16 protein-coding genes are annotated in these 17,244 nt (G+C 29.6%); 2 read left to right on the forward strand and 14 right to left on the reverse strand.

The window, feature by feature from the left end; translation table 11 throughout:
• Positions 1-23 precede the first annotated feature (23 nt).
• The 8 genes from OCV55_RS06230 to OCV55_RS06265 all read right to left on the reverse strand — a co-directional run bounded on the left by OCV55_RS06230 (position 24) and on the right by OCV55_RS06265 (position 8,077).
• Complete coding sequence (locus tag OCV55_RS06230; RefSeq protein WP_267309838.1) at positions 24-665, reverse strand: HAD hydrolase family protein; 642 nt, start codon at positions 663-665, stop codon at positions 24-26.
• Positions 623-1,468 carry a Cof-type HAD-IIB family hydrolase gene (locus OCV55_RS06235; RefSeq protein ID WP_147580125.1) on the reverse strand — a complete coding sequence of 282 codons (846 nt, stop codon included), beginning with the start codon at positions 1,466-1,468 and terminating at the stop codon, positions 623-625. Before OCV55_RS06235 ends, OCV55_RS06230 begins: the two co-directional genes overlap by 43 nt.
• Before the next feature lie 342 nt (positions 1,469-1,810).
• Positions 1,811-2,344, reverse strand: coding sequence for a MurR/RpiR family transcriptional regulator (locus OCV55_RS06240; protein WP_267309839.1), 534 nt, complete (start codon positions 2,342-2,344; stop codon positions 1,811-1,813).
• A 205-nt stretch (positions 2,345-2,549) separates the two neighbouring features.
• A complete protein-coding gene (locus OCV55_RS06245; protein ID WP_147580126.1) occupies positions 2,550-3,887 on the reverse strand; it encodes an ATP-binding protein in 1,338 nt (445 codons plus the stop codon).
• Positions 3,815-4,120, reverse strand: coding sequence for a hypothetical protein (locus tag OCV55_RS06250; protein ID WP_267309840.1), 306 nt, complete (start codon positions 4,118-4,120; stop codon positions 3,815-3,817). Before OCV55_RS06250 ends, OCV55_RS06245 begins: the two co-directional genes overlap by 73 nt.
• A gap of 65 nt (positions 4,121-4,185) precedes the next feature.
• The gene (locus OCV55_RS06255; RefSeq protein WP_147580127.1) at positions 4,186-5,586 is read right to left on the reverse strand and encodes a glycoside hydrolase family 1 protein; all 1,401 of its coding nucleotides are present in this window, start codon (positions 5,584-5,586) and stop codon (positions 4,186-4,188) included.
• A 142-nt stretch (positions 5,587-5,728) separates the two neighbouring features.
• Positions 5,729-7,651: an AAA family ATPase gene (locus tag OCV55_RS06260; protein WP_147580128.1), complete on the reverse strand. Its 1,923-nt coding sequence runs from the start codon at positions 7,649-7,651 to the stop codon at positions 5,729-5,731.
• A gap of 63 nt (positions 7,652-7,714) precedes the next feature.
• Complete coding sequence (locus OCV55_RS06265) at positions 7,715-8,077, reverse strand: hypothetical protein (protein WP_032091018.1); 363 nt, start codon at positions 8,075-8,077, stop codon at positions 7,715-7,717.
• 63 nt (positions 8,078-8,140) lie between these two features.
• Here OCV55_RS06265 and OCV55_RS06270 point away from each other — a divergent pair, with 63 nt between their 5' ends.
• Entirely contained in the window at positions 8,141-8,821 is a 681-nt protein-coding gene (locus OCV55_RS06270) for a GTP pyrophosphokinase (protein ID WP_022000677.1), read from the forward strand.
• Between the two features lie 364 nt (positions 8,822-9,185).
• On the opposite strand, the gene OCV55_RS06275 is transcribed toward OCV55_RS06270, so the two are convergent.
• The gene (locus OCV55_RS06275; RefSeq protein WP_032091019.1) at positions 9,186-10,649 is read right to left on the reverse strand and encodes a family 1 glycosylhydrolase; all 1,464 of its coding nucleotides are present in this window, start codon (positions 10,647-10,649) and stop codon (positions 9,186-9,188) included.
• A 66-nt stretch (positions 10,650-10,715) separates the two neighbouring features.
• The gene (locus OCV55_RS06280) at positions 10,716-11,651 is read right to left on the reverse strand and encodes an AEC family transporter (RefSeq protein ID WP_147580129.1); all 936 of its coding nucleotides are present in this window, start codon (positions 11,649-11,651) and stop codon (positions 10,716-10,718) included.
• A gap of 126 nt (positions 11,652-11,777) precedes the next feature.
• On the opposite strand from OCV55_RS06280, the gene OCV55_RS06285 reads away from it, so the two are divergent.
• Positions 11,778-12,665, forward strand: coding sequence for a LysR family transcriptional regulator (locus OCV55_RS06285; RefSeq protein ID WP_032091021.1), 888 nt, complete (start codon positions 11,778-11,780; stop codon positions 12,663-12,665).
• A gap of 28 nt (positions 12,666-12,693) precedes the next feature.
• Here the strand turns inward: OCV55_RS06285 and hypB (OCV55_RS06290) are convergent, their stop codons facing one another.
• Genes hypB (OCV55_RS06290) through OCV55_RS06305 form a run of 4 tightly spaced genes read right to left on the reverse strand, consistent with a single transcriptional unit; the run spans position 12,694 to position 17,168 of the window.
• A complete protein-coding gene (hypB, locus tag OCV55_RS06290) occupies positions 12,694-13,356 on the reverse strand; it encodes a hydrogenase nickel incorporation protein HypB (protein ID WP_147580130.1) in 663 nt (220 codons plus the stop codon).
• Complete coding sequence (gene hypB / locus OCV55_RS06295; protein WP_394802856.1) at positions 13,357-14,019, reverse strand: hydrogenase nickel incorporation protein HypB; 663 nt, start codon at positions 14,017-14,019, stop codon at positions 13,357-13,359.
• Entirely contained in the window at positions 14,000-14,359 is a 360-nt protein-coding gene (locus tag OCV55_RS06300; protein ID WP_147580132.1) for a hydrogenase maturation nickel metallochaperone HypA, read from the reverse strand. The genes hypB (OCV55_RS06295) and OCV55_RS06300 overlap by 20 nt, the downstream gene beginning before the upstream one ends.
• A 1-nt stretch (position 14,360) precedes the next feature.
• Positions 14,361-17,168 (reverse strand): FAD-dependent oxidoreductase, encoded by a 2,808-nt coding sequence (locus OCV55_RS06305; protein ID WP_267309841.1) that lies wholly within the window; start codon positions 17,166-17,168, stop codon positions 14,361-14,363.
• Positions 17,169-17,244 lie beyond the last annotated feature (76 nt).

The following is a 17,244-nucleotide window of genomic DNA, read 5'->3' on the forward strand; positions in this document are numbered from 1 at the left end:
AGCTTTTGCTTGTGCAAAAACTTTTAACAAAGATTTAATACATCATCAATGGCATGCGCTTTATCAATGCCTTTAACACCTAAATCACCAAATAAAGCAATTTCTCCAGCGCCACCCCAAGTACCAGGTTTTAAATCAGGAAATTCTTTAATTGAATCTAAATGATCTTGATAACTATTTAAAATAAAGCTCACTTTATTACAATCATCTCGGTATAGTTCACCACCATAAATCATTTCAGGGAAAACTGTGCGTACAGTTTGTTCACTGGCATTTTCTTTTCTTTGATAATATACTTTAATCACTGGATTTCCTTTTTCTTCAAAGTTTTTAGAAGCAAATAAACCATTATTACTTTCTAGATAAAATTCTAAATTTCTAGAATGACACCAATCTACAATATGTTTACATTGTTCAAGGGTAATCAATTGATGCATGACAACAGTATCTTCATCTTTAACATAAGAGCCATTTCCACCAATCATCCCATCTAGACCAATATCCCAAATATAATCATAAACTTCGACTTCACTACGTCCTGTACAAATATAAACACGATGTCCATTTTTTCTTGCTTCTTTGATAGCTCTATCGGCTGAAGCAGGTAATTTGTTTTCATAATCTAATAATGTTCCATCAATATCAATAAAAATAACTTTACCCATTTTTGTTCTCCTAAAATAAATTTTTCAATACCATCATGATCATTATCATCAGCAATATAATCAGCCACACTTTTTGTTTTATCACTCCCATTAGCCATAACGACACCAACACCGGCATGTAAAGTCATATCGTAGACATTATCAGCATCTCCAAAAGTCACAATTTCTTTTAGATCTATATGATGGAGTTTTAAGATTTCAATAAGTCCTGCTGTTTTAGAGACTCTTGGATCCATATATTCATAAAGTACACTTGCTGTTTTAAGAGATGATGATTTAAATTCATCACTATGGAATGTTTTTGATCTTTCAATGATTTTATCCATATCCTCTGGTTTACAAATAATAATTAGTTTAGGTTTTGAATTTTGTAAGAATTCATCATAATTAACCACTTGATAAGGAATTTTAACTGCCTTTGATAACATTTGAATATGTTCATCATCTTTAGGCACAAATAAAACCCCATCTTCAGGAATTGCAAAGTTACAATCCATATCTTCATAATGTTTAATAATACTTTTAATTAATCTTCCATCTAATGGATATTGTGCTTTTTCAAGATCTAAAGTATAGCCGTAGATTTCAGCACCACCAGTACCTACAATCATATCGACTAAACCATCAATTCCCCATGATTTTAATAAAGTTTGAATACTATTAACATCTCTTCCTGTTGATAAACCAAATAATATTCTTTGTTCTCTTGCTTTTTTAATCATTTCTACTGTTTTAGGTGCAACCACTCCATCACTTGAAAGAAGTGTTCCATCTATATCACACATAATTGCTTTTACGTTCATAAAAATCCCTCCTAGAAATATCATAGAAAATCTTTTTATTTGAAAGAATTTAGAGATAAAAAAAAGAATTTTTTTCTCAAAAATTCTCTTTTTACATTTATTATTTAGAATTCTTTTCTCATTTAATACTTCCTTCAACAATATTATGATAATATATAAGTTTCTTATCTATATTTTCTTGATAATCTAATTCAAAATAACATTTATATAAAACATCTAAAATATAAAGAAGTGATAATCTTGTTGAAAATGAAGAGATCTTTTTATAGTGATTTTCATAAGGTGAAATATATAATTGATAATCTGCCTCTACTTCTTTAAAGTTATAATCATAAGAAGATATTAAAACGATGGGGTTTTTGTTTTAGTTAAAATACGAGGTAGTATATCTGACAAAATACCTCTTCCGCCAAAAGTAATCACGATTGCTAGATGTTCTTGATTACTACTTGCTGCTGTTAATCTTTGATGGTATTCATCTATTGGAACATTCACATCAATTCCTATTTCTTTCATTTGAAATTGAAAATTTAAAGCAAAATTAATATTTCCTGCCGACGTATAAATATCAATCACTTTAGCTTTTTTCATTGCGGAAGCAATGAGTCTTAATTGATCTAAACTAAAAAGATTAGCCGTAAGATTAAGGGTTTGTTCATAATCTTCTTTGATTTTATGAACAATTTCATAATGCGTTTGATAAGGATTAACAGGAAAATCAAAATTAAAGTCTCCATTACTTTTTAGATAATCATTTAAAGAGCTAGTAATCTTTATTTTTAAGTCAGAAAATCCCGCAAGATTTAATTCATCGCATAAACGATAAACCGTTGCTGTAGAAACAAAACAAGCTTTTCCAAGATCTTTAGATGACATTTTTAAAACATCTTCTGGATGTTTTAAAATATAATCCGCTAATATTCTTTCATTTTTAGATGAGAAAAATATCTCATTAATAAAGTATCTATTAATTATTTTTCACTGTTTTTTTTTAAATTTAGTGATTTTCTATACATACAACTCACTGTTTTTTCAAAAAATAGTGAGTCTTTTACAAAATACACTCATAAATTATCATTTTTTATAAAATAAATTGTGTTAAATAAATTGGTAAACATAGTATATCTTGATCTTTAGATACATCTTTTGTATGAATGATATATCTTTCTAAAATTCTTGATGAGTATTTTTTATAAAATTCATCAATTGATGTATGTTTTTTATAATTTGAAGATTTAACCTCTATTGGACATATTTTATTCTTTTTAGAGATGATAAAATCAATTTCATAATTACGTTTTTGTTCAAGATTTTTAAAAGTATAATAAAATAAATCATGTCCATTAGCTGTTAGAATTTGAGCAACAACATTTTCATAAAGATATCCTAAATTTGTAGATAACTTATCATTAAGTAATTTTTCATAAATTGTATTTTCTGTAAAATCTCTATCTTTAAATTGTAAGGTTACAAACAAGCCTGTATCTGCCATATAAAGTTTAAATAGATTTAAATCTTTATATGCAGAAAGACCTATTTCAGGATTATTAGCATGATAAGCAACTGATATTGTTTTGGAATCTTTTAATTCTGATATTAAACTTAGAATTGTTGTATCTTCTGTTTTATAAGAATTTAATATTTTCTTTGTCTGAAAACCTTTCGTATTTTTGTTTAATTGGGAAGGAATCGCTTCAAACAAAAGTGCAAGTCTTCCAGTAGAATCAATTTTTCTAAAATCATCTTCATAAAGATTAATAATATCTCTTTTAATATCATCTACCTTTTTAAAATTATTTGTTTGTATATATTCATTAACAGCTTGTGGCATACCACCAACAAGCATATAAAGTCTAAAACTTCTCATAAGTTTTCTATTTAATTGATCCCCTAATTTCTTTTTATTATCAAAAGTCATTTTTAACAAGCTCATTGTTGTTTTATCATCTAAAGCCCATAAAAATTCTTCATAATCCATTGGATGCATTTGAAGTTTTCTTTCCTCACTTGGAATTAAAATATCTTTTACATTTTTCTTTATAGAAATAAGAGAACCTGTTTCTATATAATCATAACGACCATCTTTAACTAAAAATTTAATAGCTTGTCTTGCTTTTGGACATAACTGAACTTCATCAAAAATAATAACTGAATTTCTATTTTCAAGTTCCACATGATAATGTAACTGTAATTGTAGAAAGAAATAGTTTAAATCTGACATATCCTCAAACATTTCTTTAACTTCATTTGAAGCAATAGAAAAATCAATAAGAATGTAACTCTTGTACTCATTTCTAGCAAATTCCTCAACAACTGTAGACTTTCCTATACGTCTGGCCCCTTCTATCAATAAAGCTGTTTTACCTTGTGAAGTATCTTTCCATTCTTTAATTTTATTATATATTTTTCTTTTGAACATGAATTTATACCTCCTATAAACATAGTATATCCAAAAATCGCATTTGTATCAATCATCAAACCTCCAATTTCCGCATTTGAAAAAGCGCTCAAACCTCCAATTTCCGCATTTGAAAAAGCGCTCAAACCTCCAATTTCCGCAAAAAAAACATTAAATATAAATTGATTTATATTTAATGTCCCGCGGATGTATTTATGGTAATACTTTTCTAGCCTTTTTAATATATCTTCCATGTTTTATTTAACTTCATTCTTATAGACAAAAATAAAAGTGCCTACACTTGGTAGACACCTTATTACTATTCAAATTCGTTTGTTCTAGCAACTTCTCTAATCCATGCAGCTGATTTCTTTTCTTTACGTTTATAACCATCATCTAAGCATACACGAATAAACCCATATCTATTTTTAAAAGCGTTACACCATGACCAGTTATCAATAACACCCCAATAATGATATCCTAAACAGTTAGCACCATCTTCAATAGCTTTAGCAATCCATTCTAAATGATCTCTAACAAATTCAATACGATAATCATCTTGAACTGTTCCATTTTCATCCATATATTTTTCTTCACCTTCAACACCCATTCCATTTTCAGAAATAAAGAAAGGTAAATCAGGACATTCCTTTTTAATTTTCATACCAAAGTCATAAATTCCCTTTGGATAAATTTCCCATCCACGATATACATTCATTTTTCTTTCAGGCCAAATATAAGGTTTAGAAATACATGGTAAACCATTTTCATCAAACTTACTATCAGGTGCTTGTACACGTGTTGGTTGATAATAGTTAAATCCTAACCAATCTACTTTACCTTGAGCTAAGATAGCTTCATCTCCAGGACGACGATTGATTTCTACTTTCCAATCGTTTTCTACAGTATCTAAAACATCTTGTGGTAAATGTCCATGAGCAACAACGTCTAACCACCATCTGTTGTGTAATCCATCAGTCATACGTACGGCTTCTAAATCTTCAGAAGATGGATTTTCTTTTGTATAAGGTGGAGCAAAACAGTTGATCATACCAATTTTAGCACCTTCACAAAGTTTACCTTCTGCTTTTAATTTTCTAAAGTTTGCTACTGCAAGACAGTGAGCTAATGTAATATTATATTGTACGTTGATTGATTGTTTAAAATCTTTTTGATATGGATACCAAACACCATGTAAGAATTGTTGTTCTGGTTCTACAATAGGTTCATTGAAAGTAAACCAATATTTTACTTTATCTCCAAATTCTTCCATTGCAATCTTTACAAAGTTCGCATAAGCTTCAACAACTTCTCTATTTTGCCATCCACCACGTTTTACTAAATATTCAGGCATATCGAAATGATACATGTTCATGAAAATATCAATTCCATTTTCATTTGCACAATCGATTAATTTATGATACCAAGCGGCACCTTCTGGATTTAATTTACCATCTTGATCTAATAAACGTGTCCATTGCATAGAAGTTCTAAATGATTTAAAGTTTAAACTTTTTAATAATTTAATATCTTCTTCATATTTATGGTACATATCATTTCCAACATATGATCCCACATTATTAAAGAAAGCATTAATTTCTTGATCAGAATACATATCCCAATAAGAACGTAATCTTCCACCTACATTCCAGGCACCTTCTGTTTGAGGTCCTGACATTGCTGCACCAAAAAAGAAATCTTTAGGTAATTTAATAGTCATCTTTTCTTCCTCCATTATTTTCATGATTATTATACTGTCATTATATCATGAAACTAGAGTTGTTAGAGGAAATGTATTTTATTTTCAAAGTATTATTATTTTATAAAATTTAGTGTAAATAAAATACAACAAATGCCCTTATTTAGGACATTTGTTTAATTTGTTTCATCATTTTAGATAGATTAATCGGAACATGTTCCTCTTTTAATAAATTGTGTATTTTCTCAATAGAAATATGTTCACGTAAATGAATAATTTTTTCTATTATTTCTTTAGATAAAGGTTGATATTCAATTGTTTGATCAACCTTATCAAACAATTCATGCTTTAAATACTTAGTTTGTCTACTTTTTTTAAATCCCATACAACAACATGACGTACATGTTTGACTCATTATAAAAACAACATTTTCAAAACTAATCTTTCTTTTAGCTTGATCTTCATAATAACCATCATCTAAGATTTGTGAAAATAAATGAATAATTTCTTCACATGCTTGATCAATATGATCTAATAATAAAACAGTATGTGGATAACTTTGTAAAGTTGATAAAAGAAGACTTGGTTGTTCATGATATGTTTCTAGAAGTTTATAAAGGGAATGGCTTTCTTGATAATGATTCATATCTAATTTTAAATAATGATAATTTAGATATTTAGCTAAGGATTTAGCCGTTAATGTTTTACCACAACTTGTTGGTCCATAAATAAAAAAGGAGATAGGTAATTGTTTATGTTGAAATGTTTCAATCATCTGATGAATTCCTTTTTCTTGACCTAAAATATCTTTATTTAATTGTTTTTCTAATTTTTGGTAATCCATTTGATGATGAATTGTAATATTTAAATACTTTTCAATTGTTTCTACAATTCTATTCTTTGTAAGTTCTTTTTCATGATAAAATTTAGCTTTAACACATGATAAATCTAAGATATCAATTGCTTTATCAGGATAAGTTCTATTTTTAATATGACAATCTACTAATTCTATTAATTCTTTTAAAAGTACATTATCTATTTTAATTTGATGATAACTTTCATAATAACCTTTAATTCCTTTTAATATCTCTAATGTTTCCTCTTTTGTATTTTCTTTTAAAGTGACAATAGAAAACCTTCTATTCATTGCATGATCTTTTTCAAAATGTTTATAATATTCATCAATAGTTGTAGCACCAACAACCGTCATATCTTTTCTAGCAAGATAAGGCTTTAAAATATTAGAAGCATCAATTGCCCCTTCAGCTCCACCAGCCCCAATGACATTATGAATTTCATCAATAAAAATAATCACATTATCCAAGTCTTTTACTTTATCAATAATCTTTTTAAACTTCTCTTCAAATTCACCACGATACTTTGTACCCGCAACCAGTGAAGATAAAGAAAGTTCATAAATAATCTTATTCTTCAAAGAATCTACTACTTTTCCTTGATTAATCATCATTGCTAATTTTTCTACTAAAGCTGACTTACCTACACCCGCTTCACCAATAATCAAAACATTATTTTTTTCTTTTTTAGATAAAATAGTACATACTTGATCAATTTCATTTTCTCTACCAATAATTTTATATTTTTTAGTCTTCACTTTTTTATTAATATTGACAAGTGTTGGTATTTGATCCAACGGTGTTTCAAAAGCAGATTTTTCCTGCAACAAATAAATAACTTCTTCTACATCTACATGATATTTTTGTAATATTTCATAAGCAACTGATTCTTTTTCTTTTAATAAAGAAATAATTAAGATATTTAAAGTCACTTGATCTTGATTTTTATCTTTAGCGTATTCAATACTTCTCTCTAATATTCTTTTTACACTTTGACTATATTCCATATAAAAAGGTTGATCATCATTTGTGCCAAACAACCTTTTTATATCTTCTTCTACTGCTGCATCATTGACATCATATTTTTGTAATAATCTTTTTAATTGATTATCATGAATCTTTAATAATGAAAGCAATAAATGTTCACTTCCAACATTTTGATGACCAAAATCAAAAGATAAACTTTCAGCTACCACAATCGCCTTTTGTGCTTGTTCATCAAATTCTCTCAACAATGACTTCACCTCTTTCCTTATAATAGTATGTACAAACTTAATAATTATTAGTACACACCATTAAGAAAACATCTTAATCAACCAAGATTTCTTTTTAATTTCTTTACTTGATGTACAATAAGAAACTTGTAACTTTCCTTCTAAAGATTTACCTTTACCTTCACCTAATACAATCGTATAAAGACCATTATAATATTTTGCATTAAAATCATCTTGATGATCTGCTAAAACTTGATAAACATCATCAACACCTTTGACCCATTTTTTATAATTTAAAAGAAGTTGATCTTTTACTTTGTACATTTCATCAATATCTTCTTGTTGATAAGAAGAACCAATGATCTTATATCTTGGTGTTTCATTTACTGCACAAACGCTTGTTAAATTCATCATAATTAAAAGAAAAATAATGATTTTTTTCATAAACTTCACCTCAAGTTCATTATGTTCGTTTATAATAAAAATAAACATAAGGAGTGAACTTTTATGAGTCGTATCATGCAAAAAGAAATAAAAAGTGAAATGAATGATTTTTTCTTTGCGAAAGATCATTTAGATTTTTATCATGAATATGTCAACGTTGAACAAAAGTATTTAGCAGGTATTAAGGAAGTAAGAACAAAATTAGAAATTTTAGATGATGAATTTCATCATCGTTTTGATCATAATCCTATTCATCATATGGAATGGCGTTTAAAATCTCCCCATAGTGTTGTTGAAAAAATGAAAAGAAGAAATCTTCCTGTAGAAGTTTCATCAATCAAAGGAAATATTGAAGATATTGCTGGTATACGTGTGATTTGTCATTATATTAAAGATATTTATCGTATGTCTGATCTTCTTTTAAGACAAGATGATATTCATTTATTAAAGATTAAAGATTATATTAAAAATCCTAAAGAAAATGGTTATCGTAGTTTACATCTTGTTGTAGAAGTTCCTGTTTATTTAGCGAATGAAAAAGTAATGGTTCCTGTAGAAATACAAATTCGTACTATTGCGATGGACTTTTGGGCAACATTAGAACATCATTTACGTTATAAAAATGATAAAGAAATTTCCGATGATATTCGTAATCGTTTATCAGATTGTGCTAAAAGCATTACAGATATTGATTATGAAATGGAAGATATACATAATGAAGTCTTTGGTCATCACAAAATCTAAAATATAATAGTTAAAAATTTATCTTGAAACACTACATCTACGTAGTGTTTTTATTATGCTTAATACCAGTGGACAATCTGTCCAATGATAACCTAAAAATACCATGTTACTATCGTTTAAAGAAGCAAAAATTGTTTCTTAAATAAAAACCACGTCTAAATTGGTGCAACCATCTTTTTATACTTTTTAAACATGAATAACGCTCTTTATAAAAATGGCATGGAAAGAATTAATAATGATGCTCTTGCAACACTTACTATCCTAGTAGCGAGTTCAAGACCTGAAGATAAGGAAATTATGATGCAATTAATTAAAACGATTATTAAATAGAAAAGAACTATTCAATTGAATAGTTCTCACTATGTTAGTCTAAATCTTCTCCTTGAGAAGCAATGACTTTTTTATACCAATAGAAAGAATCTTTTTTACTTCTTGCCATCGTTCCAGTTCCATCATCATGTTTATCAACATAAATGAAACCATAACGTTTTCTCATTTCTCCAGTACCTGCAGAAACTAAATCGATACATCCCCAAGTTGTATAACCAATAAGGTCTACACCATTTTCAATAGCTTTAGCCATTTCTTCAATATGTGCACGATAGTATTCAATACGATAATTATCATGAATACTTCCATCTTCTTCTACAGTATCATAAGCACCTAAACCATTTTCTACAACCATTAATGGTTTTTCATAACGATCATAAATCATTTCTAAATAATATCTTAATCCTTTAGGATCAAGTGCCCATCCCCAATCAGAATATTCTAAATATGGGTTACGTACACCAAATGACATATTACCACTTACTGTATCATCATTTTTATGAGTAGTAACAGCTTGTGACATGTAATAAGAGAAAGTATACATATCTACTGTTCCTTTTTTAAGTTCTTCTAAATCTTGTTCAGTAATATCTAATTGAACATTATGTTCCTTCCATAAACGTTTTGTAAATGTTGGATATTTACCTTTACATTGAACATCTCCACAATAGAAGATACCTTTTTCCCATTTAGAACGATTGAATAAGATATCTTCTGGATCAGATGTTAATGGATAATAAGTAATACCACAAATCATACATCCAATTTTATTTTCAGGATCAATTTCATGTCCAATTTGTACTGCTCTTGCACTTGCGACAAATTGATAATGTAAATGTTGATAAGCTTCTTGATATGCTTCATCACTGGCATTATCTGGTAAGAAATTGATTGTATTATTGATTTCATTGAATGTTAACCAGTATTTAACAAGTCCTTTGTATTCATTAAAGATTGTTGTTACGTATTTTTCATAAAGGGCAATATATTTACGATCTAACCAATCTCCATATTTTTCTTCTAAAGCAAGTGGTGTATCAAAATGCCAAATAGAAACAAGTGGTTCAATACCTGCATTTCTAAGTTCTGTAAAAACATTACGATAAAAATCTAAACCAGCTTGATTTGGTTTTTCTTCTTCTCCTGTTGGATAAATTCTTGACCAAGAGATTGATAATCTAAACATCTTAAATCCCATTTCTTTAAGTAAAGCAATGTCTTCTTTATAATGATGATAGAAATCAATACCATCATGGTTTGGATAAAGTTCATCATCAAATACAGCAAAATGAGCTCCTTCTGGTAATTTAAATCCATGGTTAGGTAATTTTTGTTTATTCCCATCTTTATCAATAAAAGTAACCATACGCGGTGTATTTACTGTTCCACCTGTCGTTACATCTGTACGTGCCATTCCACGTCCATCCACGTTCCAAGCACCTTCACATTGGTTAGCAGCTACTGCACCACCCCAATAAAAATCTTCACTAAATTTCATTGATTTTCCTCCTTAAATTATTTTTATTATAAAATATTTTTATGTCTTATGTATTAAATTTTCATTCTATGCAATAAATAAAACCACACATGTATAAACAATCAATGTAATTACCATAAATAATGAAATGAAAGCAGCCGTAAAGTCTTCATCTTCTTCACTTTTATTAAGTGGTGAAATCAACATTGGCATCGCAAATCCAGTTGGACACATGAAATAAATGAGAACAGCCATCATATAGATCTTATCTGCCATTAAATGTGGGAAGAAGACAAAGAATCCTGCAATAACAAAAATATAGAAGACAATTCTTACACCTACAAGCTTTAGTAATGATCCTAAAGTATCTTTATTGATTTTTAAATTATAACCAATAATCAATAAAATAAGACTCACAATAGGAGCTGTTGCTTGTTGAATTGTATTTGTATAAAGATCAATAAAAGCAGTTTGACTTAACAAGTCATAGACACCTAAAAGATTTAAGACAACTCCTAACATCACTGCAATTACAAAAGAATTCGTAAAAATCGTCTTTAATAATTCTTTAGTACTGGTATTACCTGATGTAGCTTTGGCAACTAAAACAGGAATAATAATAAAAGCAATCACTGTTCCAGCAATATCAAAAATAACTGTATTACTGGCATAAGCAACTCCTACAATAGAAGTATAAAGAGGTAATGCAACATTTCCACCTTCACAAGTAGTTAGTAAATAAGGAAAAATATGTCCTACTTCCTTACCTGTAAACTTAGTAATACATTTGCCTAAAACCAAAGCCAGTGTAAAAGCAATTAAAACATATAAAACAATCAAAATAGCTGATGATTCTATCTTAGCAGTAAATAAAACATTGAAAATAAGTATTGGAAATAATACATTAAAGACAATATGATTGGCTCCTTCTTTTTGTGCAGGACTAATAAAGCCTTTTATACGAGCAATCATACCTAATATAATCATAAAAAACACAGGAAACAATGTTGATAATGCATTCATAAATAACCTCCTTTTTTTTCATTTGTATTGTATAGTTCATTATTTATAATTACAAATACTTATATATTATATATATTTATTACTTTTATTTATAAGTAGTGATATACTCTTACTAGAGGTGATTTTATGGAAATACGTGTTTTAAAATACTTTTTAACAGTTGCACAGGAACAAAGTTTCTCCAAGGCCGCTAAAGTACTCAATGTCTCACAACCTGCACTTTCTAAACAAATTAAAGATTTAGAAGAAGAATATCAGATAACATTATTTAATCGTACAACGCGTTCTTTATCTTTAACAGAAGAAGGCAGATTATTTAAGGAACAAGCAAAACAAATTATTAGTTTAGTAAATCGTACAGATTCTTATTTAAAGAATATTAATAAATATATTAGTGGTGATATTTATCTTGGTTGTAGTGAAAGTGAAGCAAATCGTATTGTCATGAAAGCAATCAGTAAAACCCAACAACACCATCCTGATATTAGGTTTCATATTTATAGTGGAAATGCTCAATATGTTGAAGAACAACTTGATCAAGGTATTTTTGATTTAGGAATTGTAACTGGTCCTGCCGATTTATCAAAGTATGATTATCTTACATTACCGACTCTTGATACGTGGGGTGTTCTCATGAAAAAAGACAGCGAACTAGCCAAACTTGATACAATCTCACCTAAAGATTTGTTAGATAAGCCGATGATTATTTCTAATCAAGAAATGGTAAAAAATGGTATTAGTGGTTGGCTTGGTGGTAATCAAAGAGCTTTAAATGTCGTAGCAACTTATAATTTATTTTATAACGCTAAACTGATGTGTGAAGAAAATGTTGGTTATGTTTTAACATTAAAGCATCTTTATAATGAATCAAATGATAGTCCTATTTGTTTTAAACCTTTAAATCCTCCTCTTACTTTAAGGAGTCATCTTGTTTGGAAAAAATATAAAGTTTTTCCTAAAGCTATTGAAATCTTTTTAGAAATACTTAATGAAGAAATTAAAAAAAGCAGTTGATGAAATGACTTCATTTCATCACTGCTTTTTAGTTAGTTATTGTTTCTTTAAGCCAATCTACAAACTCATCCATGCCTTCACCACTTTTAGCGCTGACACAAAGAATTGTTGCATTAGGATTTAAGTTTTTGATATTTTCTTTTGCTTTTTCAATATCAAAATCAAAATAATCTAATGTATCTATTTTAGAAATCAATACAAGATCACAAACACTAAACATTAAAGGATATTTTAATGGTTTGTCGTCTCCTTCAGGAACTGATAAAATCATAAGGTTTTTATGGGCCCCCGTATCAAATTCTGCAGGACAGACAAGATTTCCTATATTTTCTAGAAAAAGAAGATCAAAATCATCGACCCCAAATTCATCGATAGCTCTTGTTGTCATTTCTGCATCAATATGACATAAACCTCCATTATGAATTTGAATAGAAGGAACACCTGTTTTATCCGCAACCTTTTGAGCATCTAAAGATGTTTCAATATCAACATCCATAACACCTATTTTATATTGGTCTTTAATTCTATTGATGACATCTGAAAGAAGGGTTGTTTTTCCAGAACCTGGTGAAGACATCACATTAAGCATGGTTACCTTTTTTTCAGATAATCTTTCACGAAGTTCATCAGCTGCTAGATTATTAGCGTTAAAGACATTTTCATGAACTTCTATGACTCTTACTTTTGACATCTATTTTCCCTCCCATTCTTTCATTTTTTCTTTTAAATAATTGATCCAAGGTTCAAATCCTTCATCTTTTTTAGCAGAAATATAAAAGATTTGTGCTTTTGGATTTAAAGTATGAATTCTTTTTTCAACCAACTCTTTATCAAAATCAAAGACTGCTAAAGCATCTACTTTATTAATTAAAACAACATCAGATACAGTATAAACAAGAGGATATTTTGCAGGTTTATCATCCCCTTCAGGAACTGATAAGATCGTTATATTGATTCCTGCACCGGTATCAAATTCTGCCGGACATACAAGATTTCCAACATTTTCAATGAAAATAAGATCAACATCATCAATCTCCATTTCATTTAAACCTTGTTGTGTCATTGCTGCATCCATATGACACATTCCACCTGTATGAAGTTGAATGGCCTTAGCGCCCCCTTCTTCAATGGTTTGAGCATCAACACTGGCATCTATGTCACATTCCATAACACCAATACAACAAGTATCTTTTAATCTTTCAATGGTACGAAGAAGTGTTGTGGTTTTCCCTGATCCCGGTGAAGACATCACATTGATCATTAATTTTCCTTGTTTTTTAAATTCATCACGTATTTTATCTGCAGTGACTTCATTTTCTTTAAAGATATTTTGTTTAAGTTCCACAATCTTCATAAATACCAATCTCCTTAATATTAAACTCATTTCCTTTGAGTAAATAAGTATGTTCACTATGACAATAAGGACATTTTTTCCCATAATCAATGGTTCTATATTGTCCTTTACAATCTTCACAATAAGTAATCGCTTCTAATGTTTCAATATAGATTTTTGCATGTTCTGTCACAGCTTCTTTTTTTCTTGCCCAGTTCCAACAATCTACTAATTGATCATGAATGACACCAGAAACTTCTCCAATTTCTAGTGTCACATAATCTATTTTTTTTACATTGTTTTCTTCAGCTACTTTTTTTACATCTCTTACAACATAAAAGGTTACTCCTAATTCATGCATCTTAATGTTCTACCTTTTTCTTTAAAATAATATTTTTTACACGTTTTAATTGATAAGGAATAATTGCTTTAAATTTATCTTCAGCTACTGTCATTGTTGAACATTCAGGATGATCACGATGTAATTTAATAGCATCAAAATCACATTTTGTTGTACAAATACCACAACCAATACATTTATTAGCATCAACAATTGTTGCACCACAACCTAAACATCTTGATGTTTCTTTTTTGATTTGTTCTTCTGTAAGTGCTAAAACATTATCTTTAAACTTATCAGTTACTTTTGAATTAATACCTTCTACTTGTTTAGGTCCTCGATCATAACTTTCCACTAAAATATCATCTGTATCAAGTGGTTTAAATTCCCAACGATTACGTCCTGTTTCCATATGTCCATGATGAACATAACGATGTAATGATTCAGCTGCAATCTTTCCTTGTGCAATTGCGTCAATAGCGAATTTAGGTCCTGTATAAACATCTCCACCTGCAAAGATATCTTCAACACTTGATTGGAAAGTGACTTTATTTAATTCAATGGCTGGTCCATTAAACTTCACATCTTCACCTTTTAATAAATCTCCCCAAACGCTACGTTGACCGATGGCAAAGATAACACGTTCACAATCAACTGTAACTGTTGTATTTTCATCATAAACTGGCGCAAATTTACCTTCATCATTAAATACGGAAACACATTTTTTGAAAACAATAGCACTTACTTCACCATTTGTTTCAATTATTTCTTGAGGTCCCCATCCACAATGAATCGTTACACCATCTTCTCTTGCTTCTGCAATTTCTTCATTAGAAGCTGGCATATCTACTTCTTGTTCTAAACAGAATTGTTGTACTTGACTTGCTTTATTTCTTGATGATACACGAGAAGCATCGATGGCCACATTTCCACCACCAACGACAACGACTTTACCATCAAACGGTATATTTCCACAGTTAGATTCATGTAAATAATCAATCGCTGTCATTACACCTTGTGAATTTATATTTTTAATATCAGGTAAGCTACCCGCACTGCAACCAATGGCAATATAGAACGCTTGATACCCTTGTTCTCTTAATTGTTGAATTGTTACATCTTTTCCTACTTCAATTCCTGTTTTGATTTCTACACCCATTTCTTTTGCGACATCTATTTCAGCATCTAGAACATCTTTTTCTAATTTATAAGATGGAATACCATAACGTAACATTCCTCCTGGATGTTCGTTCTTTTCAAAAACAGTAGGACGATATCCTGTTTGTGCAAGATAGAAAGCTGCTGTTAAACCAGCAGGTCCCCCACCAATAATCGCAATCTTTTCAGCAAAATGATCCATATGAATACTTGCTGGAATAACTACAGGTGGAATATATCTTGTATCAGCATTTAAATCTTGTTTGGCAATAAATCTTTTAATGGCATCAATTGATAAAGCTTCATCAATTTTACCACGTGTACACGCATCTTCACATCTTCTATTACATACCGCTCCACATACTGCTGGGAATGGATTTTGTTTTTTAATTAAAGCCAAAGCATCTTTGTATCTTCCTTGAGAGGCCATTTTAATATATCCTTGAACAGCAATGTGTGCAGGACAAGCACTTTTACAAGGAGCAGTTCCTGTTTCATGGGTATTAATTCTATTATTATCACGATAGTTAAAATCATATTTTTCTGGTCCCCATTTAACAGCATCAGGTAATTCTTGTTTTGGATATTGTACTTCTGTACCATCTTTTTTACATAATTTTTGTCCTAATCGTACAGCCCCTGCTGGACAATATTCCACACATCTACCACAAGCTACACATTTATCTTTTTCTACATGAGCAACGTAAGCAGAACGTGACATATTTGGGGTATTAAATAATTGTGATGTTCTTAAAGCATTACAAATTTCAACATTACAGTTACAAATACCAAATATTTTATTTTCTCCATCAATATTCGTAATTTGATGAACAAAACCATTATCTTCCGCACGTTTTAAAATAGCTAAGGCTTCTTCTTTAGTAATATCATGTCCTTTACCTGTTTCTCTACAATAATCAGCAAAGTCACCAACACCAATACACCAACCAAAATCATCATCAGCACAACCATCATCAATGGCTTTTCTTGAAGCTCGACAAGAGCATCTTCCTACACCAATTTTACCTTCATATTTTTCTAACCAGTAAGAAAGCTTTTCAATATCAATAGCTTCATTTTCCATTGAAATAGCTTTTTCTACAGGAATAACATGCATTCCTACTCCTGCCCCTCCAGGTGGAACCATTTGTGTAATACCGGCAAGAGGAATATAAGTCATACGTTCAAAAAATGCCGCGACATCAGGATGATCTTCTAGACGAGGATTTGAACGATCTGGTAATTCTTCCATATTAAATAATTCAGCACTTCCAGGTACAAACATTGGTAGAATATATCTTCTTTCACTTTGTGGCGCTGTGCGTCCATGATGATCATAATGATAACCATAATCATATTCTAACAATCCTAAATAACTCATTTCATCTAAAGTTTTTTGGAAATGCTCTTCTTGATCTTTTGAAACCTTACATAAATCACACATTTCTTTAAATGTATAAGGGGTACGCTTTTTCATTGCTAAAGCAATATCTGCCATTTCATCACTGACAATTTCAGCCAATCCCCAATATTCAGGATCTTCAACTTTGACACCACCGAAAATGTGTCCGGCAACATCAGTAATCTTTCTTCCTAATTTAACAATTTTCTCTCTTGGAGGATTGTCATGCTTATGGTTTGCATTCCACTCCTCATATTTTTTCATACTCATTTTTTATATTCCTTTCTCCAATAAAATTGTTTTAAATCAAAAACAATATATCAATTTCATTATACATGAATCCTAA

Source organism: [Clostridium] ammoniilyticum, from assembly GCF_025566905.1.
GTDB classification, from domain to species: domain Bacteria; phylum Bacillota_I; class Bacilli_A; order Erysipelotrichales; family Coprobacillaceae; genus Faecalibacillus; species Faecalibacillus intestinalis.